The sequence below is a fragment of the Micropruina sp. genome (assembly GCF_047602085.1).
Lineage (GTDB): Bacteria > Actinomycetota > Actinomycetes > Propionibacteriales > Propionibacteriaceae > Micropruina.
This window is the reverse complement of sequence record NZ_JASGID010000002.1, coordinates 456854-482141: the sequence shown is the minus strand read 5'-3', so window position 1 is coordinate 482141 and position 25288 is coordinate 456854. Positions and strand designations below refer to the sequence as shown.

Genomic DNA, 25288 nt, shown 5'->3' with positions numbered 1-25288 from the left:
CACATCACCTAACTTCGAGGGAGATCAACCAAAGCGAATTATCTACTACTCAGTGTAGTGGATGCTTCCTCGGGTGCAAAAGTGCGGGCGAGCGCACCTCGGGCAAAATCCCGGTGAACCTTCAGCAACACGGCGTCGAACCGTTGAATCTCTCGCCGGCCGACCTCTGGACTGAACTTTCGGGTTGGGCGCACGGTCGATACGGGCCCACCTTGGGTGGTCACGTAGTCTGGTGGCCATGCGTTTGGGGAAGAGGCTCTATTCGCTGGTCATGTTCTTGGTGGTCAGCGTGCTCGGCGGCTTGTTGATAGCGGGTCTCGTCGTCCCCGTCGCAGGCATGACGGCCGAGGTGGGCAAGACCACCGCCACAGCCATGGACGCGCTGCCTGCCGAACTGGTCGAACAGCCTCTCGCGCAGAAGTCGAAGGTGCTGCTGGCCGACGGCTCGACGCTGGTCAACTTCTACGACGAGAACCGCCAGTACGTCACGCTCGACAAGATCGCCCCGGTGATGCGGCAGGCGCAGATCGCCATCGAGGATCACCGCTTCTACGAACACGGCGCGATGGACCTGCAGGGCACGCTGCGCGCACTGGTCAGCACCGTGCGCGGCAACACCCAGGGCGCCTCGACGCTCACCCAGCAGTACGTGAAGATGACCCTGATCAGCGCCGCCCAGGCCAAGGGCGACAGCGAGGGCGTGCAGAAGGCGCAAGAGAACACGCTCTCACGCAAGATCCAGGAGTTGCGCTACGCCATCGCCCTGGAGAAGCAGCTCACCAAGGACGAGATTCTTGAGCGCTACCTCAACATCGCCTACTACGGCGACGGGGCCTACGGCGTCGAGGCGGCCGCCCTCAACTACTTCGGCGTGCACGCCAGCAAGCTGAACCTGCAGCAGGCCGCGATGCTGGCCGGCATGGTGCGCAACCCGGTGGGCACCAACCCCCGCACCCCCGGCCTCGAACTCGTCGCGAAACAGCGCCGCAACGACGTGCTCGACCGCATGGCGTCCACCGAAGTGAACGTGATCACCCCACAGCAGGCTGCCGCAGCCAAGGCCACCCCGCTCGGGCTGGTGAAGGCCAAGTCGAAGCTGCACGGCTGCGCAAATAGCGAGTTTCCGTTCATCTGCGATTACGTGAAGCGCACCCTGCTGGCCTCGTCAAACCTCGGCGCCACCACCGAAGACCGCGCGAACGCCCTCTACCGCGGCGGCCTCACGATTCGTACCATCATCGAACCCAAGGTGCAGCGCAAGACCGAAAAGGCGATCAGCAACTACCTCGACCCGCGCGACCCGGTCGACGCGGTGATGGTGATGATCCAGCCCGGCACCGGCCTGATCGTCGCGATGGCGCAGAACCGCAACTCGATGGGCACCAAGAAGAGCCAGACCTACTGGAACTACGCGGTGGGCAAGAGCATGGGCGGCGGTAACGGCTATCAGGGCGGGTCCACGTTCAAGTTGTTCGTCGCGGCCGCCGCGCTCAAGAACGGCTTGGGCGCCTACGGCACCGTCAGGGTCAAATCGCCGATGAACATTCGGGGCATGCGCTTCCAATCGTGCCAAGGGCCCTTCACCTTCACCCGAACGCATAATGTGTTCGGCGAAAGCGGCACCTTCAACCTGTTCTCCGGAACGGCGGAATCGGTCAACGGCTACTTCACCGCTTTGGAGTCAGCCGCCAACCTCTGTGACGCCACGAAGATCGCCGATGCGCTCGGCCTGGAGGTGTCGTCCGATACCAAGGGCGACGCCCTGACCAAGACCTACAGCAACTACCCCTCATTCACCCTGGGCGCTGTCGAGGTCTCGCCGCTGTCGCTGGTCAACGCCTACGCGACCATCGCGGCGCGCGGAATTCGATGCGAGCCGGTCATCGTCGAATCGATCAAGACCGCCGAAGGCGGGTCTATCGAGGCGCCGAGTGCCAACTGTCGCCGGGTGCTCGACGAGGGCATCGCCGACGCCCTGAGCAAGATATTCCAAGGGCCGTTCCGCTCCGGAACCGCCGTTGCCGGCCGAGTGCCCGGCTACACCCTTGCTGGCAAGACCGGCACCGTGCCCGACAACAGGGCCGCCTGGCTGGTCGGGTTCACCCGTAACCTGGCCGGCGGCGCGATGATCAGCTATTCCAGCGATCCCCGCTTCGTCAAGTTCTGGAAAGGCCGCAGCCAGTACCTCAAAGGCGCGTACATGAAGCACTCGCACGTGGTCCTCAACGGCTTCGGTGGGCCAACAGCCGGCCAGCACATCTTCAAGCCCGCCATGACCGCCGCGCTCAAGGAATTCCCCAAGACACCCGGTTTCGTCGACCCGCCCTACGGCATCCTGGCCGGCAAGAAGGTCGACGTGCCGTCCTGCTCGGGGGCGACGGTGGCCACCTGCCGCATCCTGCTGAACAGGGCCGGCTTCAACTCCTACACCGACACGATCGCCAGCAATACGCCGAAGGGCACCTATTTGGGCCTCAACCCGTCGGGGGTCGCTGTGCGTGGCACCAGCATTCGGATTCTGATCTCGGCCGGCCCGGTCACGAAGAAGACCGAGAAGAAGGACGACGAGAAGAAGGACGACGAGAAGCCCACCCCGAAGCCGACGAAAACGCGGTAGAACTACATCGTGATCGGAGCCCTACTGGGCCGCGTAGCGGCCGTCGGTGCAGCCTGCGTGGCCTACGGCTTCTATGAGGCCAGGCATTTCGTGGTGCGGCGACAAAACGTGCCGATTCTACCGCCGGGCTCGACACCGTTGCGGCTGCTGCACGTCTCGGACATTCACCTGATGGCCCGTCAGCGCTATAAGACCGAGTTCATCAGCGCGCTGGCCGGGCTCGAGCCCGACGTGGTGGTGACCACCGGAGACAACTGGTGCGAGCCGGACGCCCTCGAACCGCTGACTCGCGCCTGGGGGCGACTGCGGGATGTTCCCGGCGTATTCGTCTTCGGGTCGAACGACTACGAGGCACCCACGTTCCGCCCGCCGATGGCCTATCTGATTCGCTCCACCGAGGGCCGAAGCGACCAGCGCCGATCGCTGCCCGTCGAGGAGTTGCGCAACGCCTACGCCGAGCGGGGCTGGGTCGATGTCAACACCGCCCGCACGCTGATCACAGTGCGGGGCGTCACCTTCGAGTTTCGCGGCACCGACGACGCGCACCTGGGGCGCGACGACTACGCCCTGGTGGCCGGACCACCCTCGTCGGAGGCCGCCGTGTCGATCGGTGTGACCCACGCCCCCTACCTGCGCGTGCTCGACGCCATGACCACCGACGGCGTCGACCTGATCCTGGCCGGCCACACCCACGGCGGCCAGGTCTGCGTGCCGTACTACGGTGCGCTGGTCACCAACTGCGACCTCGACACGATTCGCGCCAAGGGGCTGTCTCGGCACACCGTCGAAGATCGGACGTCCTGGCTGCACGTCTCGGCCGGCATGGGGTCATCGCCGTTCGCCACCTACCGGTTCGCCTGCCCCCCCGAGGTGACGGTGCTGACCCTGACCGGGGCGAACCCGAATGGCTCGTAGCCGCCGACTCGTATAGACTGCACGTCGGCCCACTGGGCCATCGGGGTGTGGCGCAGCTTGGTAGCGCGCATCGTTCGGGACGATGAGGTCGCAGGTTCAAATCCTGTCACCCCGACCAGCGGAAAGCCGCTTTGGCTAGGGATTACGATCCCAGTCGGAGCGGCTTTCGGCGTCTTGCATCCTAACCGCATCCTAAGGACAGCCAACTCGAGCGGGCTTCTGCGGGCTTCTGCGCACACTGTCACCCCGAGAAGGGGTACCCGATCCAGAAGCAGTAGATCGCGGGCGTCACCCAAACGAACAAGGACTTGGCGTGCCAGTGAACTGAAGACTGAAGCCGGCTTTCCTCCGTCCGGGTTCCCCGCCTTCGATGCTCAGCGATCTCAGGTCACACCCGCACGAGCATGCGTGAGTCGGATGGAACGGCTGCTCTTCTGGCGCGACGACGACGGACACGTGACCGGGCCTCCGGCATGTCGGCCTGACCTGCACCGCACTGGCTGGCCCAGCCATCCGTGAACTCCAGGCGGCGGCGGGCCACACAACACCGGCCGGCTGTGGCCGCTGCCAAGAAGTCGCGTCCGACCCCGCAAACCGGCTCCTTGGGCTCACCCAAATGTGATACTCCGCTGAGCGCAAATGCGATACTCCGCTATCCGCAACCGTGATATCGCTTTGGGTGGGGATTGCCTGGCCGATGCCGGCGTGTTGCGGGGTGAGCCGGCCGTGTATGGCCCGGTCGCGCCCGACCCGACGATCTCACGGTTGATCAGCCTGCTCGCCGCCGATGCCCCGAACGTGTTGACAGCGATCAACACGGCCCGTGCGCGGGCCTGGCGGCTGGCTGGTGAGCACTCCCCGGCCCATCGGGCCAGCGTGGCCGATCCGCTCACGATCGATGTTGACGCGACGCTGGTGACAGCGCATTCCGACAAGGAGACCCCAGCGGAGTAAACCTAGAGTCACCCAACTGGCGATGACATCACCCGCGACGTCCGCCGCCGTCCTCACAGCCACGACGCGCCCGCCGGAGAATGCCGGCGATTGGCTGCCGATCGCCGTCAGGGACGGATGCCGGCCAATACGGCCATGGACACCAACTGGGCCCGGTCTCGGGCCCCGACCTTCATCATGGCGCGGTTGGCGTGAGTCTTGACCGTGAAGGGTGAGACAAAAAGGTCAGCGGCGATCTGGGCGTTGTCGAGTCCACCGACAATCGCCTGGACGATCTCCAGTTCCCGCGGTGTGAGTGCACTGAACAAGGCGGCAGCTTTCGGATCCGCGGGCGCTCCCCTGTCGTCGGCGACATGGTCGAACAACGCATCCACCGCGGTTGCCGACATCGCCCGCCCGCCCTCGGCCACCCGCAGGATGCCCCTGGTCAACTCGGCCGGGCTCGCGCCCTTACTGAAGAAGCCGTCGGCACCGGCCCGCACGGCAGCCAGCACATTCTCGTCCTGGTCGAAGGTGGTCAGCACCAGGATCCGCAGTTGTTCTGGGCTATAGGCGAGGCGAATCCGGCGAGTCGCCTCCACTCCGTCGATGCCGGGCATTCTGATGTCCATCAGTACGACATCGACCTGAAGATCACCAAGCAGTTTCAGTGCCGCGAACGCATCACCGGTCTCTCCGGCCACCTCCAGGTCAGGGTGCGCGTCGACGATCGTCCGCAGACCGGTGCGAATCATCTCTTGGTCGTCGACCAACAGAACCCGGATCATCGTCCACCCTCCCCGACCACCGGCAGCCAGGCCAGCACGGTGTACACCGTTTCGTCCACGCGCACCTCGAGCCAGCCCCCAGCGGAGGCGGCCCGCTCCTGCATGCCTACCACTCCGTGGCCGCCACCGGCGGTCTCGAGGGCGTCGGCGCGGCGCAGGTTGGCCACTTCGATCGACACCTGCTCATCCGTAACGTCGACCCGCAGCGAGACCGGACCGGCACCGTGCTTGTGTGCGTTGGTGAGCGACTCCTGGGTGATTCGGTAGGCCGCGGCGCTGACCGTCGGCACCAAAGGACGCTGCAAACCCGTCAACCGCGCGTCGACGTCAAGACCGGCCGCCTCCACCGAGTTCACCAGGTCCGGGATCTGGCTGTGATCTGGGGTGGGTGCCACACTGGCCGAATCCCCCGCCACCCGCAGCACCCGCAAGATCTCCTGAGTCTCACGCAACACCGACTGCACCGCGACCCGCGCCGCAGCCAGATCGGCTGCCGCAGCTTCGGCGCCGGGCGGAAGATGCACCTCGGCACTACCCAGGTGCATGCTCAGCACGGCGATCTTGTGGCCCACGCTGTCGTGCAGATCCCGGGCGATCCGTACCCGCTCTTCAGCCACGCTGCGGTCGACAGCGACCTGTCTGGCGGCGATCGCGTCATGGGTGCGCTGCTCCAGTTCGGCAAGGTATTGCCGCTGCCCCCGAATCGCGCTCCCCGTCGCTGCGCATGCCAAGACCGCCGCGGCAGCGATCGACGCCTGCGGATTGTCGTTCACCGACAACGTTCCCGCGTACCATCCCACGGCCAGCAGACTCGCCAGCCCGGCCAGCAACCCGCTCACCAGGCCCGGCAAGCCGCGCAAGGTCAGCAGCAGCACCGCGAAACAGGCCATCGACCAGTTGTGAATGGGCGGCCACCCCACCGCTGCGGCCACCAGCGGCGAAGCGGCCACCAAGGCCAGCCCCAGGTACGGCTGGATCCGGTAGCCCACCACCACTGCGGCCGCGATCACTGCCGCGGCCAGCAGACCGCCTGGGCTTTGCTCGACGATGGCGTTCGCCAACTCCACCGCTGTGGCCAGCCCAATGACCACGAGCATCGCGATCTCGAGCACGCGAGACCCCCGCACCCACAGGGGCGCCCGCGCAGTCCACGCGGTGCTCGGAGCCGTCGTCACTCACTCATGCTCGCATCGAGGAGCACCGCGCACATACTCCGCACGCAGTACGAGAGGTTCATCCAGACGGACGATTCGCACACCGTTGCCGACAGCAAGGATTGAAGCATCACCCCAACCGGGGCCCGCTACAGGAGGAGAACGACCATGACCGCCAGCACAACCGACTTCGTCGCCTACGAGTACCTGACCATCCAACCCAGCCGCGAGCTTGAGCCCCTCTACAAGGACACCTACCGCAACTTCGGCTGGATCGTCGAGGGCTACGGCACCACAATTCCGAATTTGAGCACCGTGTCACTCAAGCTCAAACGCGACCGCCGCATCGCCAACCGCGCCTCGGTGATGGAGTTGCAGCGCGAGGCCGAGCACGCCCTGGCCGCCATCGCCGGACTGGAGCGTTCCAAAGACACCGCTGCGACACTCGCTGCCCTCGGATTCGGCATCATCGGCAGTGGCTTCCTCGCCGGGTCGATCTTCGCGATCACCGCCAACCTGTGGGCTCTCGGCATTCCGCTCGGTGTCATCGGGCTGGCCGGCTGGGCCGCCGGATACTTCGCTCACGGCAAGGTCAGGGCCAACAAGACCGCCCACGTCACCCCGCTGATCGACCGCGAGTACGACACCGTCTACCGGGCCGGCGAACAGGCCGGACGACTTCTCGCAGCCTGACTCGGCTGACCCCGAACAGACTCACCCATGACCACCGTGCCCGCCACCGGCGAGCCCACCTGGTACCCCGGCCATCCGGGGTACCAGGGCTACGTCGGCTACGAATATCTCACCGTGACCGCTGATCACGACCTCGAATCGCTCTACAAAGACACTTACCGCAGCTTCGGCTGGCTGGTCGAACGGCGTACCACCAGCATCCGCAAGGTCGGATCGGTAGCGATCGGGCTCAAGCGCGACCGCAACCTGCGCAACCGCCCGTTGCTCACCGCACTACAACGCACCGCCGAGAAGGCTCTGGCCACGATCAGCCACCTCGAGAAGTCGCGAACCACCGCCGCCACAGCCACCGCCCTGGCCTTCGGCGTCGCCGGATCGGCTCTTCTCGCCGGGTCTGTCTTCGCGATCGGAGCCGGCCTCTGGGCTTTTTCCATTCCCGTGGGCGCCGCCGGCCTGATCTGCTGGCTGGCGATCCGGCTCGCCCACCGGTGTGTCGAAGCCCGCAGGGTCGCCCGCACCGCGCCGATGATCGACCAGCAGTACGCGATCGTCCGCGAAGCCAGCGAGCAAGCCGCCCGGCTACGCCGATAGAGCGGTTCACACCACCGACGCCGCAGGCATCTGGCTGAGAGACTTGCGGTGTTCGTTCCGCTCCCCGACGCGATGAGGCCCTCCCATGCCGCAGCCCACTCACCCCGACGCCCCGCCGTCCCGCCGCACAGCCACCTGGCGCAGCGCGCTGGCCGCGGTGCTGATCGTGCTGGCCGGCCTGCTCACCCCGGTGGCCATGATCAGCACCTCGGCAAAGCCGACGCTCACCGACACCGACGTCTTCGTCGCCAGCTTTGCGCCGGTGATCGACGAGCCGGCGGTGCAGGCCTACCTCACTGATCAGGTCTCGACCCTGATCGAGCAGCAACTCGGCATCGAGCAACTGGTCGGCACCGTGGTGTCGGGGTTGCAGTCGGCAGTCGGCGACCGGCCCCGGTTGTCGGCCGCCGTGGGCCTGCTTGAGGGTCCGGCCATCGAAGGCCTGCGCGGCACGATCAACCGGGTGACCGGCGAGGTGATCGCCGCCGACTCGTTCGCCGGCACCTGGGAACAGACCCTGCGAATCAGCCACACCCAGCTCGTCGGCGCCCTGAACGGCGACCCGGCGACCACTGCGGCCATCACCGGCCAGGGCCTGGGCATTCGGCTGGCGCCGATCATCGAACGGGTGAAAGCCGGCCTGATCGACCGCGGCATCGCGATCGCCTCGCGCATTCCCGCCGTCGACCGGACGATCGTGATCGTGCCCAGCACCCAACTCACCGACCTGCAGCGCTACTACCTGCTCGCCATGGCACTGGCTCCGTGGCTGCCCTGGCTGGTCGTCGCGCTGGCCGTCGGTGGCGTGCTGGTGGCCAACAGCCGTAGTGGTGCCACAGTGGGAGCCGCCCTGGCGGTCGCGCTGGGGGCCGGCACCGTGCTGGGCGCGCTCTCGGCGGCCCGATCGCTGGTGCCGACGCTGGTGCCCGCCTCGGTGATGCCGAGGGACGTCGTGGAGTTGCTCGTCACCCCCCTCACCAGTGTGCTGAGCGACGTCGCACTCACCCTGCTGACCCTGGGCCTGACCGTGGCCCTTCTGGCGTGGTACCGCGGCAGGTCACGAACTGCCACCCGGGTGCGAATCGCCCTGACGCGTGCCGGCACGGCTCTGCGCCGCAGCCGTGACCGCCTGGGCCTCGACCCCGGGCGCTTCGGCGGCTGGCTCTACACCGCGCGGGGCTGGGTGCGTGCCGTGGCGGCGCTGCTGGCAGCCGCCCATCTGTGGGCGAACCGTCCCCTGCAGCCCAGCACGATCATCGGCACGGTGGCCGGGCTGGCGGCGGTGCTAGCGATCCTGAGCGTGCTCTGGCGCACCGATCCGATGCCCGCGAAATCGGCCGGCGGCCCCAGCCAACCGCAGGTGGACCAGCAGTCCGGCTCGTAGACTGGGAGCAATCGAGGCAGGAGGTCACCATGGCACGAGTTGCGTCAAAGCCGAGCGACGAGGGTCGCGGCAAGCGCCGGGTACTGGTCGCGGTCGCGACCGCCGATCTGGCTCTGCGGGCCTGGGCGCTGGCTGACCTGGCCGCCCGACCGCAGCAGAAGGTCCGTGGGCCCAAGGCAGGCTGGGCGCTCGCCCTCTCAGTGGTGAACTCGGTCGGGCTGCTGCCGGCGGCCTACCTGCTGTGGGGACGACAGACCGACGCCGACCTGCGCTGACCCGTCGGCGGCGATCACGGCGCAGCCGGCCGGGTCGAGCCGGACTGCCAGTTCGGCGCCGTCGTGCTTCTGAGCCGTGCGCACCGTGGCGAGTTGCCCGTCGGGCAGCCGGACGTCGATCAGCACCTCACCGCGCTGGTAGCGCTGCCCGACCACGGGCACCGCGACGCCCGCGGCGTCCACGACCAGCCCGGCAGGACCGATGCCGACCAGCTCACCAGCATCGGCACCCACCAGGCCCAGCCCGGTGGCCGCCGCGGCTTCCAGGAACGGTTCGTAGCCCAAGAAACCGGCAACCGCCCGCGAGGCCGGACGCCGCCACAGCGTGTCTGGAGCGTCGAGTTGCAGCATGCGGCCCTCGGCCATCACCCCCACCCGGTCGGCCAACGCGAACGCCTCGTCCTGGTCGTGGGTGACGTAGAGCGCCGTCGTGCCGGTCGTCCGCAGCACCTCGCCCAGCACCCCGACCAGGTGCTCGCGCAGGTTGCGGTCGAGCGCCGACAACGGCTCATCGAGCAGCAGCAGCCGCGGCCGCGGTGCCAGCGACCGGGCCAGCGCCACCCGCTGCGCCTGCCCACCCGACAGCTCGCTCACCTTGCGGTTGGCGTAGCCGGGCAGGCCCACGAGGCTCAGCAACTCTTCGACGCGGGGACGCCGGGCCGGCTTCGGTTCGCGATACAGCCCGTAGGCGATGTTGCCGGCCACACTCAGGTGGCTGAACAACTGCCCGTCTTGGAACATCAGGCCGAAACCGCGCTGGTGCACCGGTACGGCCGAAAGGTCTCGATCGTCCCATGCCACCCGGCCAGCAGCCAGCGGCTCCAGCCCGGCGATGCCGCGCAGCAAAGACGACTTGCCCGACCCGGACGCCCCCAGCAGCGCCACGATCTCGCCACTGTGGAGGGCCAGGTCGACGCCGTCGACCGCCACCAGGTCGCCGTAGCGCACCACCGCACCGGCGACGTCCAATCCGCTCACAATTCCGCCTCCCTGGGCCTGACCAGTTCTGCTGCCGCCATCACCGCGGTGGTCAGCACCGCCAGCACCGCCGCCGCCGCCAGCGCCATGCCGAAGTTATCGGCACCGGGGCGTCCGATCAGCCGAAAGATGACCACCGGTAGCGTCGGGTGGTCGGGCCGGGAGAGAAATGACGTGGCCCCGAACTCGCCCAGTGAGGTGGCGAAGGCGAAACCGGCGGCCAGCCCCAGCCCACGCAGCGCGAGCACCCCGTCGATGCTGGCCAGCACCCGCCCGGGGCCCGCGCCGAGCATCGCCGCCGCCTCGCGCTGGCGTGGTTCGATCGCCCGCAGCACCGGCAACAATGTGCGCACCACCAGGGGCAACGCCACGATGGCCTGCGCGATCGGAATCAGCACCGGTGAACTGCGCAGGTCGAACGGCGGCCGGTTCAGGGTGATCAGAAACCCGAAGCCGACGGTCACCGCCGACACTCCCAGCGGGAGCATGAACAGCGCGTCGAGCATTGTCACCCCAGCGGCCAGTCCGCGGTGCCGGGGACGCCTCGATGCAATCAGGCTGACCAGCACGCCCAGGCTCAGCGCCAGCGCGGACGCCTGCACGGCGATCGCCAGCGAATTGGCGACCGCCGTCCACACCGGCACGCTCAGGCTGCCGCCGCCAGTGGTCGCCAGCAGCGCGTAGTTGCGCCAGCCCCAGCCCTCGGCGGTGACGAACGAGCGCACCACCACGTGCAGCAGCGGGGTCAGCAGCAGCCCCGCCACCACGACCGCAGTGACGATCGTGGGCACCAGGTCACGGGCCAGCCGCCACTGCTGCTCGGCGCCGGCGTCCCCGCGCAGTGTGAGCGCGTGCTCCGAGCGGCGCCGGGCGCGTCCGGCAGCCAGCAGCGACCCGGCCACCACGACCAGTTGCACGACCGACAGCGCCGCCGCGGCCGGCAGGTCGAGCAATTGGGTGGTCTGGTACCAGATCTCGGTCTCGATGGTGCTGAAACTGACCCCGCCCATCACCATCACGATGCCGAACGCGGTGGCGCAGAACAAGAACACCAGCGACGCCCCCGACACGATCGCCGGCGCCAGGGCCGGCAGCGTGACGGTGCAGAACACCCGCACCGGGGACGCCCCCAGCACCAGCGCCACCTCGGCGGCGCGCGGGTCGAGCCGGGCCCACAGCGCACCGACGGTGCGCACGATCACCGAGTAGTTGAAGAACACCAGCGCCACCACGATGGCCGCGAAGGTCTCGTCGAGGCCCAGCCATCCGAGCGGGCCGGTGCTGGCGAACAGTGACCGGAACGCCACCCCGACCACCACGGTGGGCAGCACGAACGGCACCGACACCAGCGCCCGCACGAACTCCCGACCGGGGAAGCGGCAGCGGTAGAGCAGGTAGGCACCCGGGACGCCCAGCAGCACGGCCGCCGCCGTCCCGGCGATCGCCTGACCCAGCGTCTGGCCGATGATCCGCCAGGTGCGGGGGGTCGACAGCACGCCGCGTACGCCCTCCAGGCTGAGACCGCCGTCGGTGACGAACCCCTTGGCCACCAGGGCGGCAACCGGCCAGGCGAAGAAGACCGCCAGGAAGCCGACCGGGACCAGCACCGCCAGCGTCCAAACAGTGACGGCCAGCGGGGTCGGCCTGACGCCCCCACCGCCGGCTGAGCGGGTCGAGACCCGTCGTCGGGGCGTACGGGTGGGCATCGCTCAGCCGATCACCGTAGCGGTCCAGTCGCGAATCCAGGTGTCGCGGTTGGCCGAGATCACGTCCGCGGGCACCGTGAAGGGGGTGCTCGACAGGGGGGCGAACTGCTTCCAGTCCTCGGGCAATTCCACCGAGGTGTCAGCCGGGTACATGTACATCTGGCCAGGAATGTCGGCCTGCACCTGCTTGCTCAACATGAAGTCGACGAACGCGCGCGCACCCACCTCGTTGCGCGCCCCCGCGATCACGCCCGCGTACTCCACCTGGCGAAAACAAGTCTGCAACAACGCCACGGTGTTCGACTGCTTGCCACCCTTGGGCACCTCGAAGGCCGGCGACGTGCTGTACGAAACCACCAGCGGCTTCGAACCCTTACCCGACGACCCGGAGAACTCGGTGGAGTACGCCTCGGTCCAACCCTTCACCACGGTGACCCGGTTGGCCTTCAGCGCCGTCCAGTAGTCGAGGTAACCGCTCTCGCCCTTGGCCGCGACGGTCGCGGCCAGCCAGGCCAGGCCGGGCGACGACGAGGCCGGGTTCTGCACCACGAACAGGTCCTGGTAGTCGGGCTTGGCCAGGTCGTCGAGGGTGACCGGCAGCGCCAGATCGTTGGCCGCGAACCACCGGCGGTCGGCGTTCACGCAGACGTCGCCGAAGTCGACGGCGGTGAGCGCGCCGGCCTCGTCCGCCTGCAGCTGCGCCACGGAGGCCGGCAGCCCGGCCGGCGTGTACGGGCTGAGCACCCCTGCGGCGATCGCCCGGCCGGCGAAGGTGTTGTCGATGCCGAAGACGACGTCGCCCAACGGCGAGTCCTTGGTCAGGATCAACTGGTTGACCAGCGCACCCCCGTCACCGGGGGCCACATAGGTGACGGTGTAGCCGGTCTGTTGGGCGAATTGCTGCTTGAGTTCGTCGCTGATCGCGAACGAGTCGTGGGTGACCACGGTCAGTTGCTTCGGCTCGGTGAGCGCCGATGGCGACCCGGACGCGCTCACCGAGCCGGACCCGGCCGGGGCGCCTGCACAACCGGCCAGCACCGCCAGCACCGTGCTGGCCGTGAGGGCCTTGACGATCGACATCTGCGTTCCTCCTCATCGGAGGGCTCACCCGTGGTGAGGAGATTTCCCGACTCCCTACGCCGGTGCTAACCGGATCAGGTTCGAGGGTCTGCGGCTGCCCGCACTCTCAGCGCCCGGCGGCGCTCCCCTGTCGTCGGCCCACTCTACCCCCGCGAACGCTTAAGTAAGGTTGAGCCCGCGCATCTCGAAGGGAGCGACGGTGGACGACCAGGCTGTGCCCGTGTCAGGGGTGGGGCTGACTTTGGTGATCGCGCTGGCAGCGGCCTGGGCGATCAGCGTGTTGGCCCGCTGGCTGCTTCGCGGACGGGCCCGGCTGGCACCGTCGGCGTCCATCGTGATCTGCCTGCTGGGCATGGCCCTTGGCCTGATCCTGACCGGCTGGCTGACGCCGGAACAGTCGCTGTTGGGCGTCGTCCCGATCGCGTTGTCGTTGGGCCTGTCGGTGGCCGGAATCACCGCCTACGCCGCCGTGGCGGCCCACTTCCAGCAGCCTCGGCGAACCACCCTGCCCGAGCTGATCACGGCCGGAGAATCGGCCCGGGTCGAGTTCAAGTCGACCGCCCGGATCAACCTGCACACCGGGCAGAAGGACGACCGCATGGAGCAGGTGATCGCCAAGACCGCCTGCGCCTTTCTCAACGCCGACGGCGGCACCCTGGTGATCGGGGTCGACGACGCCGGGCGCCCGCTCGGCCTGGAGGCCGACCTCGCCACGCTGAAGAGCCCCGACGCCGACCGTTTCGAGCTGTGGCTCACCGACCTGCTCACCACCACGCTCGGGCAGAATGCTTCGGCCCTGGTGAGTGTCGACTTCGCCACCCTGCCCAGCGAGGCCGGTGACCGGCTGGCCTGCCGGGTGAGCTGCCAGCCGTCGCCGCGTCCGGTGTATCTGCGGGCGAACAAGGGCGCCGCGCCCGAGCTGTGGGTGCGCAACGGCAACTCCACCCGCAGGCTGGGCGTCGACGAGGCCGCGGAGTACGTGATGCACCGCTGGCCGCTGAACCTGGGCTCGTCGATCGCGGCGCAGTTCAAGGCTGCCGTGCGGTTCTCGGAGCAGCGCTGATTGTCGCTGGCCGAGCGTGTCGAGACCTCGACTAGAGCACTCTCGCCCGGGGTCAGCGCCCGGTGCCGGCGTAGACCACCGCTTCGCCGCTCACCGAGTCGAGGCCGAAGGCCGTGTGGGCGGCCCGGACGGCGGCGTTCACGTCGTCGATGCCCACCACGACCGAGATCCGGATCTCTGAGGTGCTGATCATCTGAATGTTGATGCCCGCCTCGGCCAGTGCCTTGAAGAAGGTGGCCGAGACCCCGGGGTGCGAGCGCATGCCCACGCCGATCACCGACACCTTGCCGATCGTGTCGTCGTACAGAATCTCGGCGAAGCCGATGCTCTCGCGGGCACCGTGCAGGGCGTCCAGCGCCTTGACCTTGTCGCCGCCGGGCAGGGTGAAGGTGATCGCGGTGTTGTCGTTGGCGATCGACTGGTTCTGCACGATCATGTCGATGTTCACCCCGGCTTCGGCCACGGCGCTGAACACCGCGGCGGCGGCACCCACCCGATCGGGCACGCCGACCACGGTGATCTTCGATTCGCTGCGGTCGTGCGCAACGCCGGTGATCAACGGCTGTTCCATGCCGCCCTCCTTGATTTCGATGTCTTTGACCCAGGTGCCCGACTTGGTCGAGAACGACGACCGCACATGCACCGGTACGTTCTCGCGGCGGGCGTACTCGACACAGCGCAGGTGCAGGATCTTGGCCCCCTGCGCCGCCATCTCGAGCATCTCTTCATAGCTGATCTCGGGAATGCGGGTCGCGCCCGGCACGATCCGCGGGTCGGCGGTGAACACCCCGTCGACGTCGGAGTAGATCTCGCAGTAGTCGGCGCTCAGCGCCGCGGCCAGCGCCACCGCCGTGGTGTCGGACGCCCCGCGGCCCAGCGTGGTGATGTCCTTGGAGGTCTGAGAGACCCCCTGGAACCCGGCCACGATCACGATGTCGCCGTCGTCGAGCGCCGTCTTGATCCGGCCCGGGGTGATGTCGATGATCCGGGCGTCGCCGTGGGTGCCGGTGGTGATCACACCGGCCTGCGAGCCGGTGAACGAGCGGGCTTCGAAGCCCAGGTCGTTGATCGCCATGGCCAGCAGCGCGGCGCTCATCCGCTCGCCGGCGGTCAGCAGCATGTCGAGTTCGCGCGGACGCGGCTGCGGCGACACCTCGAGCGCCAGATCCATCAACTCATCGGTGGTGTCGCCCATCGCCGAGATCACCACGACCACCTCGGCGCCGCGCGCCTTGGTGTCGACAATCCTTTGCGCAACCCGCTTGATGCTGGCCGCGTCGGCCACCGACGATCCGCCGAACTTCTGGACGACCCGCAAGGTCTTTCCTCTCGCCTGTGTTCAACCTTGACTACTTTGCCAGAACCGGCGCCGCGGACGCTCGGTGGTCGCCCAGCGGGCGGACGAATCCGCCCGACCAGTAGGTTGAACGCCATGACCACACCGATTCGCTGGGGGATCGCCGGCCCCGGTCGCATGGCGGCCGCCATCGTCCCCGAGTTTCACACCGCACCGAATGCCGAGCTGGTGGCGGTGGGTTCACGATCAGCCGAGCGGGCCGAGTCGTTCGCCACCGAGCACGGCATCGCACGCTGGCACGCCTCGTACGAATCGCTGGTCGCCGACCCGGCGATCGACGCCGTCTACATCGCCACGCCGCACCCGCAGCACACCGACATCGCGCTGGCCGCCATCGCCGCCGGGAAGGCGATCCTGGTCGAGAAGGCGTTCACCGCGACGGTGGCCGACACCGAGCGGATCGTGGCCGCAGCCCGGGCCGCGGGGGTCTTCGCCATGGAGGCCATGTGGACCCGGTTCAACCCCGCCATCGCACACCTGCGCGATGTGATCGCCAAGGGTGAGATCGGCGAACTGCGCGGCTGCCAGGGCGACCTCACCGCCTTTCGCGAGTTCGACGCCACGGATCGTCTGTTCGACCCGGCCAAGGGCGGCGGCGCCGTGCTCGATCTGGGGGTCTACGTGATCTCGTTCGCGCAGCACTTTCTCGGCACCCCCCAGACCGTGCGGGCAGTGGGCGGACGCTACCCCAGCGGCGTCGAGGGCGAGTTCTCGGTGCTGCTCGGCTACCACGACGGCCGCTCAGCCACCCTGGCCGGCGCCTTCACCGCCTACGGACCGGGGCGGATGATGCTGACCGGCACCAAGGGCTGGGTCGACGTGCACCCACGGTTCCACCGGGCGGCCTCGGTGACGATCTGGCGGGGCAAGACCCCAGAGACCCTGGAATTCGATTCCGATTACCGCTACGAGATCGAGCACGTCGGGCAATGCCTGGCCGCCGGACTCACCGAAAGCCCGGTCATGCCGCTGGACGACTCGATCGCGGTTCAGCAGATCATGGCCGAGGTGCTCGGCCAACTCTGAGGCCCAGGAGCAACGACCCCGACGACCCGCTTCACGCTGCGCTGAGCTCAGACCAACCCGTGACGCTGCCGTGCCGTGCTGGTCACCGTGGTGAGAAAGTCGCCCGCGCCGGCTGGGGCTCCACCCCCGAGCCATTCCGACGGCACGTCGGCGACCGCCAGGTCGATGCCGGTGTCTGCCAGCACCAGCGGCAGCGTGTGCATGACCGTCGAGGGGTAGCTGACCATCAGCCGGCTCACCGGGCCTCGCCGCACCGCGAGCTCGAGCGGCAGATCGGGTCGCACGATGGCCAGCCCGGTGGCCGACGCGATGGAGGCCAGCTTCGCGTCGTTCTCACGACGGTGGGCGAAGTAGCGGCCGGCGCCGAACCGTTGGCTCACCGCCCGCACCCCGGCCAGGTAGTGATCGGCGTCCACCACTCCGCTCTCGACCAGCGAGGTGCCGACCACATCGACGGTGTCGGTCACCGCCGGCGGGCCGAACCGGCTGCGGGTCCAGGCGAAGGTGTTGGCGCTTTGTCGGGTGCCCTCGGGTGCCTGCACCGGCATCGCGGTGAACACCTCGACCCCTCGAGCGTCGCGCACCGACGGGGTGAAGAATGCCCGCGCATGGTCTGACAACAAATCGACCACCACGTCACGCCCCGCTGCGGCCAGATGCCAGCGAGCCAACCGGTCGCCGCGGGTCAATTGCGCGATGAACGAGATGGTCGCCGTGCCGTCGTCGACCACCGCCACCTCACGCACGTCGGCCAGCGGCAACACCGCCTGCACGAACCGCGAGAACGGGTCGCCGACCACCAGCCGATGAGCCTTGGCCAGCCGCGGGAACAGTTCCCAGGCCACGGCAACCATCGCGGCGGCCGACCGTCTCGGCTCGTACCAGCTCACGGCCAGCCCGGCTTCACGAGCAAGGTCGGCCATCGACTCAAGCTGCAGCCTGGTGGTCGCTTCGCGGGGCGGCAACACCGCTAGCCGGGTCTGCTTCAACGCGTCGTGGTGGTGGGCCCACTCGATCACATTGAGCAATTGTGCCGGGCTTTCGACCAGCGCCAGGGTGTCGCGTCGCTGCTTGCGCTTCTTGGCCACGGTGACCTCAGGCCACCTGATCGGCAGCCTCGGCGATCACGCCGGCCACCCGGCGCAGCTTGCGCAGCGCGGCGCGTTCCCCCGGGTAGATGTGCTTGACCCCGTCGCCCAGGGCCTCTTCGATCACCCGGACGTCGCGCACCAGCCGGCTGAGCCCCGCCGGCTCGAGCGAGGCAGCCTGATCAGAACCCCACATCGTGCGGTCGAGGGTGATGTGCCGTTCGATGAAGCAGGCGCCCAACGCGGCGGCGGCGACCGTTGTCTGCAGGCCGCGCTCGTGGCCGGAGTAGCCGATCGGCACATTGGGGTAGGCGGCCATCAGGGTGTTGATCATGCGCAGGTTCACCTCGTCGTTGGCCGCCGGGTAGGTCGATGTGGCGTGCACCAGAATCACGTTGCTGCTGCCCAGCACCTCGACCGCGTGCCTGATCTGGGCCGGGGTCGACATGCCGGTGGAAAGAATGGCGGTTCTTCCCGAGGCCCGCACCGCCCGCAGCAATTCGTCATCGGTGAGGCAGGCCGAGGCGATCTTGTGCGCGGGCACGTCGAAGTCGTTGAGAAATTCCACGCTCTCGACATCCCAGGGTGAGGCGAACCACGCAATGCCCTGCTCGGCGCAGTAGGCGTCGATCGCGCGGTACTCGTCGGCGCCGAACTCGATGCGGTGCCGGTAGTCGATATAGGTCATCCGGCCCCAGGGCGTGTCACGCTCGACGTCCCACTGGTCGCGGGGGGTGCACACCGTTGGGGTGCGCTTCTGAAATTTGACCGCGTCGGCGCCCGCGGCCACCGCGACGTCGATCAACTGCAGGCAGGTGTCGACGCTGCCGTTGTGGTTGAGACCGATCTCTGCCGTCACATAGACGGGGCGGCCAGGGCCGACCGGGCGATCTCCGATCAGCCGCTCACGAGTGGTGTTGATCATGGTGCGATTTCCTTTCCGAGAATCCACGAGGCGATTTCACGCACGGCTCCGTACCCACCCGGCACGGAGGTGACGAGCCGCGCGGCATCGCGCACGGCCGGGTGTGCCGAGGCGACCGCGACCGGCCACCCCACGACCTCGAAGCAACCGAGATCGTTGACGTCGTTGCCCGCGTAGAGCACGCGGGCGGGGTCGATGGCTTCGCTGCCGCACCAGTCGCGCAACACGACGCCCTTATCGGCCACCCCGTGGATGACCGGTACGCCGAGCTTGTCTGCCCGGGTCTTCACCACGGGGTTGACCTCACTGGAGAGAATCAAGACCCGTAGACCGGCGCGGCGCAGGGCGGCGATGCCCAGGCCGTCACCGCGGTGCACCCGCACCTGCTCGGTGCCGTCGCCAGCCAGCAGGGCCGAATCGTCGGTCTGGGTGCCGTCGAAGTCGAGCACCACGGCATCGATGTCGTCGCGGCCCGGAACGTTCGCCGGCGCATCGAACAGCGGTGCCAACGCCCGGGCCCGCTCCACGTCGCTCGGTTCGTCGATCTCGAGCACCCGTCCGGGGTCGGTCTCGATCAGTTCGGTGCGGCCGAAGAAGCGGTGCCGGTGCCTCCAGAACCCGGAGGCAGTCATCGCGTACACGGCGCCGGTCTCGAGAAATTCCTGCTCGCGGTCTTGCCGCCGGGGACGAAAGGCCTTGTCGTGGTTCACTCCGACCGCATCGGCCGAGTCGCGACGCCACACGAAACCGTGTGTGGGTGCCGCCGTGAACGCAGAATCGGCCCCGGCGAAGACAGCGTCGACGCAGGCCCCGACCTCAGCGGGAGTGATGAACGGGCTGGTGCACTGCAGCATCACCAGCACCTCGACAGCCTCGTCGGACTCGTTCTCGAACGCCTCCCAGGCATGCAGCAGCGCCGACTCGCTGGACGCTTCGTCGCCCGCCAGCGCGGCGGGCCGCCGGATCACCACGGCCCCGGACTGCAAGGCCAGCGCGGCGATGCGGTCGTCATCGGTCGAAACCACGATCGCATCGACTCGTTCGGACTCCTGCGCGGCCCGGATCGCCCGCACCAGCAACGGCACCCCGCCCACCCGAGCGAGGTTCTTGCCCGGCACTCCCTTGGAGCCGCCGCGGGCCGGGATCACCGCCAGCACCGTCACAGCCGGGCCAATCGCCGCAGTGCGGGAGCGACCGTTTCGACGCCCTGACGATAGGCCGTCCGAGCCGCTCGCGAAACCAGCGAGCGCACGGCTCCGTGCAGGGCGAGCAGCGCGGCGTCGTCAGCCTCCAAGGCATGCCCATGGCCGTCGAGGTCGTAGCGGCCGAGCAACTGCGGCAGCATGCCCGAGGCGTTCTCCATGGTGTAGAAGGGCCGCAGCGGGGGCCGCGCCTGCTCAGCGACCCGGGCGGCGACAGCGGCCCTGGCCCGCTCGACGGCCGTGCTCGGGCCCAGTCCGCGTGAACTGGCCCAGACCGGGTCGGCCACCGGCAGCGCGCCGTTGTCGAGTTCGGTGAACCCAGCCAGGCAGCCCGACCCGATGAAGTAGTGGTTACCGAGGCGTTCCTTCAGCCCGAAATCGGTCAGGATCGCGGTCGGAATGCCCCGGTGCATCGCCTCGACCGCCGCCGTGGACGACACCGTGACCAACAGGTCGGTGCGTTCGAGCACCTCGCCCATGTTGCCGTGAACGATCGTCAGGTTCGGCGGCCGTTCGACCCCGAGCCGGGCAGCCAACTGCTGATACGGGTAGCGCTCCACGTGGGTCGTTCGTTCGCCGAGCATTCCGCGCACCTTCAGCAACACCTCCCGCTCGGGGTAGAGCCGGGCGTGCCTGACCAGCCGGCGCAACACCAACTCCCGGTCGGCCCGCGCACCGGGCACTCCGGGCTGGGCGGCGAAGGTGACGGTGAACGGCCCGTCGTGCCCGCGCACCGAACCGGGATCGCCCAGAAACGGCAACACGGTTTCGAGCACCACCGCGGGGTCGGCACCCGCGCCGGCAAGCATCCGCCTGAACGCGTCCGCGTCGGCCGGACTGTTGGCCAAAATGACGTCCGAACCGGAACGCAGCAGCAGCCCTTCAGCGTGCTTCTCGTACACCACGCCCACGTAGCCGCTGACCACCAGGGGACGCCGCGCCGGCTGCTGCCAGCGCCTGGCCAGACCGTGCAGCACCGCCTGGACGGCACCGCCCGGCAGCGCCAGCACGATCACGTCCACCTGGCTCAGCTCGGGCAACTCGACGAAGTCGGGCACCCCGTCCACCAGGTCGGGTTGCGCCGCGACGCCGGTATCGGCCAGTTGCCGGTGCGACGGCACCCGGCTCGAGTTCAGCAGCAGACCGCGGTGGGCTCCGGTCGGGAACAACTGGAGCGCGGTGAGAAAGCCCCACTTCCAGCGGCTGTCGGTGTCGGCCAGCACCAGCACCCGGGGCCGGGCACCGGCCGTCCATGGACTAGCGGTCATGCCTCGACGCTAGGCAGCCGGCCCGACGCCCTGACCAACTGCGAACGGCGCCTCGGTGAACAACGACGAAAGTCCAACCCCCGCCGATGGCGACCCCGGTGCGGAGTTCACCGACTCGTCACACGGCTGTTTTCTGTTCGTCACGCGCTGCGGCCAGCATCAAAGCCAGTGCCGGGCTGTGGGGGCAGCGTGGCCCAGAACGGGCGACGGAGCGGGCCACGTGAGGAGTCGCGGTTGTGAAGTTGTCGGTGATCATCCCCTGCTACAACGTGGCTGGCCGGCTTCCGACGCTGGTGCGCAGCCTGCACGGCAACCTGCGCGGTGACTTCGAGTTCGTGTTCGTCGAGGACGGCTCCACCGATCGCACCGCCGCGGTGCTCGACAAGCTCACCGTCGACCTGCCGGGCGCCCGGGTGCTGCGGCACGAGGCCAACCGGGGGCTGAGCGCGGCACGCAACACCGGGCTGGCGCGGGCCGGTGGCACCTACCTGGCCTGGCTCGACGCCGACGACTGGATCGGCCCGGGCTACCTCGACCAACTGGTGCGGGTGATCGAACGGCTGGGCTGCGAGTTCGTGCGCACCGATCACGTTCGGGTCACCGGACGGCGGCGCACGGTCGTCCGCTCGCCCGAGACCCGGCGCAATCTGGTGATTCCGCCCCGTTCGGCGATCGCTCCCCCGTTTCGCTCCACCTCGGTCGACTACCCCATGGCGTGGGCCGGAGTGCACCACCGAAAGCTCGCCGAGCGGGGACTGCTGACCTTCGACGAGAACCTGCGCACCTGCGCCGACCGGCACTGGGTGTGGCGGTTGCACCGTGCGGCCGAGAGCTTCGCCACGGTCGGGTTGCTGGGGGTGTTCCACCGGCACGGCGAGCCCGACTCGCTCAGCCAACTCGACGACGACCGGCACCTGCACTTTCTGGACGCCATGGCGTTGGTGCTGGCCGAGACCAGGGCCGACCCCGAGGCCGATTTGCTGCTGCCCAAGGCGGTGGACGCCACCTGCGCCCTGATCAACTTTCACGTCACCAAGCGCGCCCAACTATCGCTCGATCTGCAGCAACGCCTGGTGGAACGCTCGATCGAGACCCTGGACGCCATGCCTCAAGACGTGCTCGAACATGTGCTGAGCCAGGGCTCGCCCCGGCGGCGCAGCCTGCTGACCCGCATGCGGCGCAACCCGGCAGCGCTCGCCACGGTGGCCTGATCGCCGGTCGAGCTTGTCGAAACCCCTAGTGAGAGCACTCAATCCGAGGTCTCGACATGCTCGGCCAGCGAAAAATCAGCACGTCCCCAACGGGTTATCCGGTGACCAACAGCACGTGCAGCGTGCGGGGCCCGTGCACGCCCTCGACCCGGGAGAGCTCGATGTCGCTGGTGGCGGACGGCCCGCTGATCCAGGTCAGCGGCAGCCGCTGGTCGATGGACGCCTGCAGCCGCACGACCGCCTCGGGCACGTCTGAGACGACCTGGTCGGCGGTGATCACGCAGACGTGCAGGTCGGGCACCAGCGAGAGCGCACGCCGGCCCTGGTCGGCGGCGTGGTCGAGCACGATCGTGCCGGTCTCGGCGATGCCCACCCGCGAGGCGGTGACCACCGCGCCGGTGGCGTCGAGTTCAGCGTGGCTGAGCACCGGATCGTCGGCGACCACTGTGATTCCGGCCGCCGCCACCGCCCGGCGCCAGTCCTGCGGCACACCCGCGGGCAGCACCGCCGAGGTGACTTGGCTCCCGGTCAGGGCAGCGGCGATGCGGTCGGCAACGTCACCGGCGGCAACCCGCTCGACCACGGCCCGGTAGTCCTCGACCCTTTCGACGAACAGGCCGAGCACATCGTCCGCCGCCCCCGGGGGACGTTGCCCGTAGACCCAGTCCACCGCCACGTCCTCGGCCGGCGCCATCGGCGTGACGTCGGCCAGGCCGGCGCGAATGCGGCCCAGAATCGCCTCCCTGCTGCTCATGATTGCGGCTCCTGATGCTCTTTGACCCACCAGTCGCGGAAGGTCTGCCGGGGTGGTTTGGGCAGGTCGCGGGCATCGGTCCAGCCGGCGGCGGGGCCCGGAATGGGGATCGGGCCGATCACTTGGCCGGGCAGCAGCCGTCCGGCCAGCTTCGAGCCATGCTGCACCAGGGCCAGGTTGCGGCCCTTGGCCATCACCCAACTGCCACCCTTCATCACCATGCCCTCGGCTGTGACCCCGTGCGATTCGACCACCTTGTTGCGCAGATGCACCAGCACCTCGGGAATGTTGATCCGCACCGGGCACACCTCGAAGCAGGCGCCGCACAGCGACGACGCGTACGGCAGGGACTGGTCGACCTCGGAGCCGATGCCCCGCAACTGCGGGGTGAGGATCGCGCCGATCGGCCCCGGGTACACCGACCCGTAGGCGTGGCCACCGACCCGCTCGTAGACGGGGCAGATGTTCAGGCAGGCCGAGCAGCGAATGCAGCGCAGCGCCTGGCGGCCCACCTCGTCGGCGAGCACGTTGGTGCGGCCGTTGTCGACCAGCACCACATGCACCTCTTGCGGCCCGTCGCCGGCGCGCACCCCCGACCACATCGACGTGTACGGGTTCATCCGCTCGGCGGTGGACGACCGCGGCAGCAACTGCAGAAACACCTCGAGATCGGCGAACGTGGGCAAGGTCTTCTCGATGCCGACGATCGAGATCAGGGTCTCGGGCAGGGTCAGGCACATGCGTCCGTTGCCTTCGGATTCGACCACCACCAGGGTGCCGGTCTCGGCGATGGCGAAATTCGCTCCGCTGACCGCCACCTTGGCGCGCAGGAATTTGTCCCGCAGGTGCACCCGGGCCGCACCGGCCAGCATCGCCGGGTCGTCGGTCAGCCCGTCGGGTGGCGGGGTGCCGTAGCGGCCCATCTCTTCGAGAAAGATCTCGCGCACCTCGGAGCGGTTGCGGTGAATCGCCGGCACCAGAATGTGGCTCGGACGATCGTGGCCCAGCTGCACGATCAATTCGGCCAGGTCGGTCTCCCAGGCGGCGATGCCGGCCTCTTCGAGGGCCTCGTTGAGGTCGATCTCTTGGGTAGCCATCGACTTGACCTTGACCACCTCGTCGGCACCCTTGGCCCGGGTGATGTCGATCACGATCTGGTTGGCCTCGGCCGCGTCGCTGGCCCAGTGCACGATCGCACCGTTGCGGGTGAGCGACTCTTCCAACTGCAGCAGGTAGCTGTCGAGATGGCGCAGGGTACGGTTCTTGATCGCCTCGCCGGCCAGCCGCAACTGCTCCCAGTGCGGCAGTTCCTCGACCACGCGGGCCCGCTTATCGCGGATCGTGGTGGTGGCGTGCCGCAGATTGTTGCGCAACTGCTCGTTACCCAACTCTTTCTTGGCGTTCTTGGGGAACTTCGGCATGCCAATCAGCGTGACCGGCGGCGGCGCGGGGGTGCGGCGCTGGTGCGTGGCGGGTGCGGTGCGCTCGGCGGTCATCGGGCCACCACGGCTTCACCCACCGAGCCGGCGTAATCGGCCTCGGTGCGGGCGAGAATCTCGGCTAGATGGATCGGTCTGACCCCCGCCTTCTCACGGCTGAGCACGCCGCCGATGTTCATCAGGCAGGAGTTGTCGCCGGTGACGACGTATTCCGCGCCGGTGTCGAGCACGTTGCGCACCTTGTCGGTGACCATCGCCACCGAGGTGTCGGAGTTTTTCACCGAGAAGGTGCCGCCGAAGCCGCAGCACTGATTCGCGTTCGGCAACTCGATCAGGGTGAGCCCCCGCACCGCCTTCAGCAACTGGTAGGGCCGGTCGCCCACCTTCGTCACCCGTAGCGAATGGCAGGTCGGGTGATAGGTGACGGTATGCGGAAAGTACGCCCCGACGTCGGTCACGCCCAGCACGTCGACCAGAAACTCGCTCAGGTCGTAGGTCTTGGCCACGATCGCGTCCACCCGCCGCTGCAGCGCATGATCGCCGAGGCGGTCGGCCAGCATCGGGTGCTGGTCGCGCACCGAGCCGATGCACGAGCCGGACGGCCCCACCACGTAGTCGTAGCCTTCGAAGGTGTCGACGAAGTTCCGCACCGAGGGCATGGCCTCGCGAAAGTAGCCGGTGTTGGTGAACATCTGGCCGCAGCAGGTCTGCTGCAACGGAAAGTCGACCCGGCAACCGAGCCGTTCCAGCAGCCGCACCACGGCCTTGGGGGTCTCAGGAAACAGCGTGTCGTTGATACACGTGGCGAACAGGGCCACCGTCCCGGTCGGGGCGCTCATCG

At 68.4% G+C, this 25288-nt stretch carries 22 protein-coding genes, 1 tRNA gene, 1 pseudogene and 1 riboswitch; of the genes and pseudogenes, 11 read left to right on the top strand and 13 right to left on the bottom strand.

Features of this window, described 5'->3' with window-relative positions:
* Window positions 1-238 precede the first annotated feature (238 nt).
* From QM721_RS02970 to QM721_RS02955, 4 genes and pseudogenes are all read left to right on the top strand, one after another.
* Window positions 239-2617 carry a transglycosylase domain-containing protein gene (locus QM721_RS02970; protein ID WP_415118825.1) on the top strand — a complete coding sequence of 793 codons (2379 nt, stop codon included), beginning with the start codon at window positions 239-241 and terminating at the stop codon, window positions 2615-2617.
* 9 nt (window positions 2618-2626) lie between these two features.
* The gene (locus tag QM721_RS02965) at window positions 2627-3532 is read left to right on the top strand and encodes a metallophosphoesterase (RefSeq protein WP_415118823.1); all 906 of its coding nucleotides are present in this window, start codon (window positions 2627-2629) and stop codon (window positions 3530-3532) included.
* A gap of 41 nt (window positions 3533-3573) precedes the next feature.
* A tRNA-Pro gene (locus QM721_RS02960) sits at window positions 3574-3650 on the top strand.
* Between the two features lie 551 nt (window positions 3651-4201).
* Window positions 4202-4480, top strand: a pseudogene (locus QM721_RS02955) (transposase); the annotation flags it as partial.
* Window positions 4481-4593: 113 nt separating this feature from the next.
* Here QM721_RS02955 and QM721_RS02950 read toward each other — a convergent pair.
* Together QM721_RS02950 and QM721_RS02945 are read right to left on the bottom strand one after the other, a co-directional pair.
* Window positions 4594-5253 carry a response regulator transcription factor gene (locus tag QM721_RS02950; protein WP_415118821.1) on the bottom strand — a complete coding sequence of 220 codons (660 nt, stop codon included), beginning with the start codon at window positions 5251-5253 and terminating at the stop codon, window positions 4594-4596.
* The gene (locus QM721_RS02945; protein ID WP_415118819.1) at window positions 5250-6350 is read right to left on the bottom strand and encodes a sensor histidine kinase; all 1101 of its coding nucleotides are present in this window, start codon (window positions 6348-6350) and stop codon (window positions 5250-5252) included. The genes QM721_RS02950 and QM721_RS02945 overlap by 4 nt, the downstream gene beginning before the upstream one ends.
* A gap of 225 nt (window positions 6351-6575) precedes the next feature.
* On the opposite strand from QM721_RS02945, the gene QM721_RS02940 reads away from it, so the two are divergent.
* The 4 genes from QM721_RS02940 (at window position 6576) to QM721_RS02925 (ending at window position 9350) form a co-directional block, all read left to right on the top strand.
* The gene (locus QM721_RS02940; RefSeq protein ID WP_415118817.1) at window positions 6576-7100 is read left to right on the top strand and encodes a hypothetical protein; all 525 of its coding nucleotides are present in this window, start codon (window positions 6576-6578) and stop codon (window positions 7098-7100) included.
* A 27-nt stretch (window positions 7101-7127) separates the two neighbouring features.
* The gene (locus QM721_RS02935) at window positions 7128-7691 is read left to right on the top strand and encodes a hypothetical protein (RefSeq protein ID WP_415118815.1); all 564 of its coding nucleotides are present in this window, start codon (window positions 7128-7130) and stop codon (window positions 7689-7691) included.
* Window positions 7692-7776: 85 nt separating this feature from the next.
* On the top strand, window positions 7777-9075 hold the full coding sequence (locus QM721_RS02930; protein ID WP_415118813.1) for a hypothetical protein: 1299 nt from the start codon (window positions 7777-7779) through the stop codon (window positions 9073-9075).
* A 29-nt stretch (window positions 9076-9104) separates the two neighbouring features.
* Window positions 9105-9350 (top strand): DUF5652 family protein, encoded by a 246-nt coding sequence (locus QM721_RS02925; protein WP_415118811.1) that lies wholly within the window; start codon window positions 9105-9107, stop codon window positions 9348-9350.
* Here QM721_RS02925 and QM721_RS02920 read toward each other — a convergent pair.
* The 3 genes from QM721_RS02920 to QM721_RS02910 are packed head-to-tail and all read right to left on the bottom strand — an operon-like array spanning window position 9273 to window position 13114.
* A complete protein-coding gene (locus tag QM721_RS02920; RefSeq protein WP_415118809.1) occupies window positions 9273-10328 on the bottom strand; it encodes an ABC transporter ATP-binding protein in 1056 nt (351 codons plus the stop codon). The genes QM721_RS02925 and QM721_RS02920 overlap by 78 nt on opposite strands.
* Window positions 10325-12034 (bottom strand): ABC transporter permease, encoded by a 1710-nt coding sequence (locus QM721_RS02915; RefSeq protein ID WP_415118807.1) that lies wholly within the window; start codon window positions 12032-12034, stop codon window positions 10325-10327. The genes QM721_RS02920 and QM721_RS02915 overlap by 4 nt, the downstream gene beginning before the upstream one ends.
* A 3-nt stretch (window positions 12035-12037) precedes the next feature.
* Complete coding sequence (locus QM721_RS02910) at window positions 12038-13114, bottom strand: thiamine ABC transporter substrate-binding protein (RefSeq protein WP_415118805.1); 1077 nt, start codon at window positions 13112-13114, stop codon at window positions 12038-12040.
* A gap of 34 nt (window positions 13115-13148) precedes the next feature.
* A riboswitch (TPP riboswitch) is annotated at window positions 13149-13253 on the bottom strand.
* 60 nt (window positions 13254-13313) lie between these two features.
* On the opposite strand from QM721_RS02910, the gene QM721_RS02905 reads away from it, so the two are divergent.
* A complete protein-coding gene (locus QM721_RS02905; RefSeq protein WP_415118803.1) occupies window positions 13314-14177 on the top strand; it encodes a helix-turn-helix domain-containing protein in 864 nt (287 codons plus the stop codon).
* A 52-nt stretch (window positions 14178-14229) separates the two neighbouring features.
* Here the strand turns inward: QM721_RS02905 and QM721_RS02900 are convergent, their stop codons facing one another.
* Window positions 14230-15495, bottom strand: a complete 1266-nt coding sequence (locus tag QM721_RS02900; RefSeq protein ID WP_415118801.1) for an aspartate kinase — start codon at window positions 15493-15495, stop codon at window positions 14230-14232.
* Window positions 15496-15609: 114 nt separating this feature from the next.
* On the opposite strand from QM721_RS02900, the gene QM721_RS02895 reads away from it, so the two are divergent.
* Window positions 15610-16560, top strand: coding sequence for a Gfo/Idh/MocA family protein (locus QM721_RS02895; RefSeq protein WP_415118799.1), 951 nt, complete (start codon window positions 15610-15612; stop codon window positions 16558-16560).
* A gap of 47 nt (window positions 16561-16607) precedes the next feature.
* Here the strand turns inward: QM721_RS02895 and QM721_RS02890 are convergent, their stop codons facing one another.
* The 4 genes from QM721_RS02890 to QM721_RS02875 are packed head-to-tail and all read right to left on the bottom strand — an operon-like array spanning window position 16608 to window position 21043.
* Window positions 16608-17648: a hypothetical protein gene (locus QM721_RS02890; protein WP_415118797.1), complete on the bottom strand. Its 1041-nt coding sequence runs from the start codon at window positions 17646-17648 to the stop codon at window positions 16608-16610.
* A gap of 7 nt (window positions 17649-17655) precedes the next feature.
* Window positions 17656-18573, bottom strand: coding sequence for an N-acetylneuraminate synthase family protein (locus tag QM721_RS02885; protein ID WP_415118795.1), 918 nt, complete (start codon window positions 18571-18573; stop codon window positions 17656-17658).
* Window positions 18570-19730, bottom strand: coding sequence for a cytidylyltransferase domain-containing protein (locus tag QM721_RS02880; RefSeq protein WP_415118793.1), 1161 nt, complete (start codon window positions 19728-19730; stop codon window positions 18570-18572). The genes QM721_RS02885 and QM721_RS02880 overlap by 4 nt, the downstream gene beginning before the upstream one ends.
* Window positions 19731-19732: 2 nt before the next feature.
* Entirely contained in the window at window positions 19733-21043 is a 1311-nt protein-coding gene (locus QM721_RS02875) for a DUF6716 putative glycosyltransferase (protein ID WP_415118791.1), read from the bottom strand.
* Window positions 21044-21279: 236 nt separating this feature from the next.
* On the opposite strand from QM721_RS02875, the gene QM721_RS02870 reads away from it, so the two are divergent.
* On the top strand, window positions 21280-22254 hold the full coding sequence (locus QM721_RS02870) for a glycosyltransferase family 2 protein (protein WP_415118789.1): 975 nt from the start codon (window positions 21280-21282) through the stop codon (window positions 22252-22254).
* Between the two features lie 94 nt (window positions 22255-22348).
* Here the strand turns inward: QM721_RS02870 and QM721_RS02865 are convergent, their stop codons facing one another.
* From QM721_RS02865 to QM721_RS02855, 3 genes are read right to left on the bottom strand one after another with little or no spacing between them, the layout of a single operon-like run.
* Window positions 22349-23008 carry a LutC/YkgG family protein gene (locus QM721_RS02865; RefSeq protein ID WP_415118787.1) on the bottom strand — a complete coding sequence of 220 codons (660 nt, stop codon included), beginning with the start codon at window positions 23006-23008 and terminating at the stop codon, window positions 22349-22351.
* Window positions 23005-24504: a LutB/LldF family L-lactate oxidation iron-sulfur protein gene (locus QM721_RS02860; RefSeq protein WP_415118785.1), complete on the bottom strand. Its 1500-nt coding sequence runs from the start codon at window positions 24502-24504 to the stop codon at window positions 23005-23007. Before QM721_RS02860 ends, QM721_RS02865 begins: the two co-directional genes overlap by 4 nt.
* Complete coding sequence (locus QM721_RS02855) at window positions 24501-25286, bottom strand: (Fe-S)-binding protein (protein ID WP_415118782.1); 786 nt, start codon at window positions 25284-25286, stop codon at window positions 24501-24503. Before QM721_RS02855 ends, QM721_RS02860 begins: the two co-directional genes overlap by 4 nt.
* Window positions 25287-25288 lie beyond the last annotated feature (2 nt).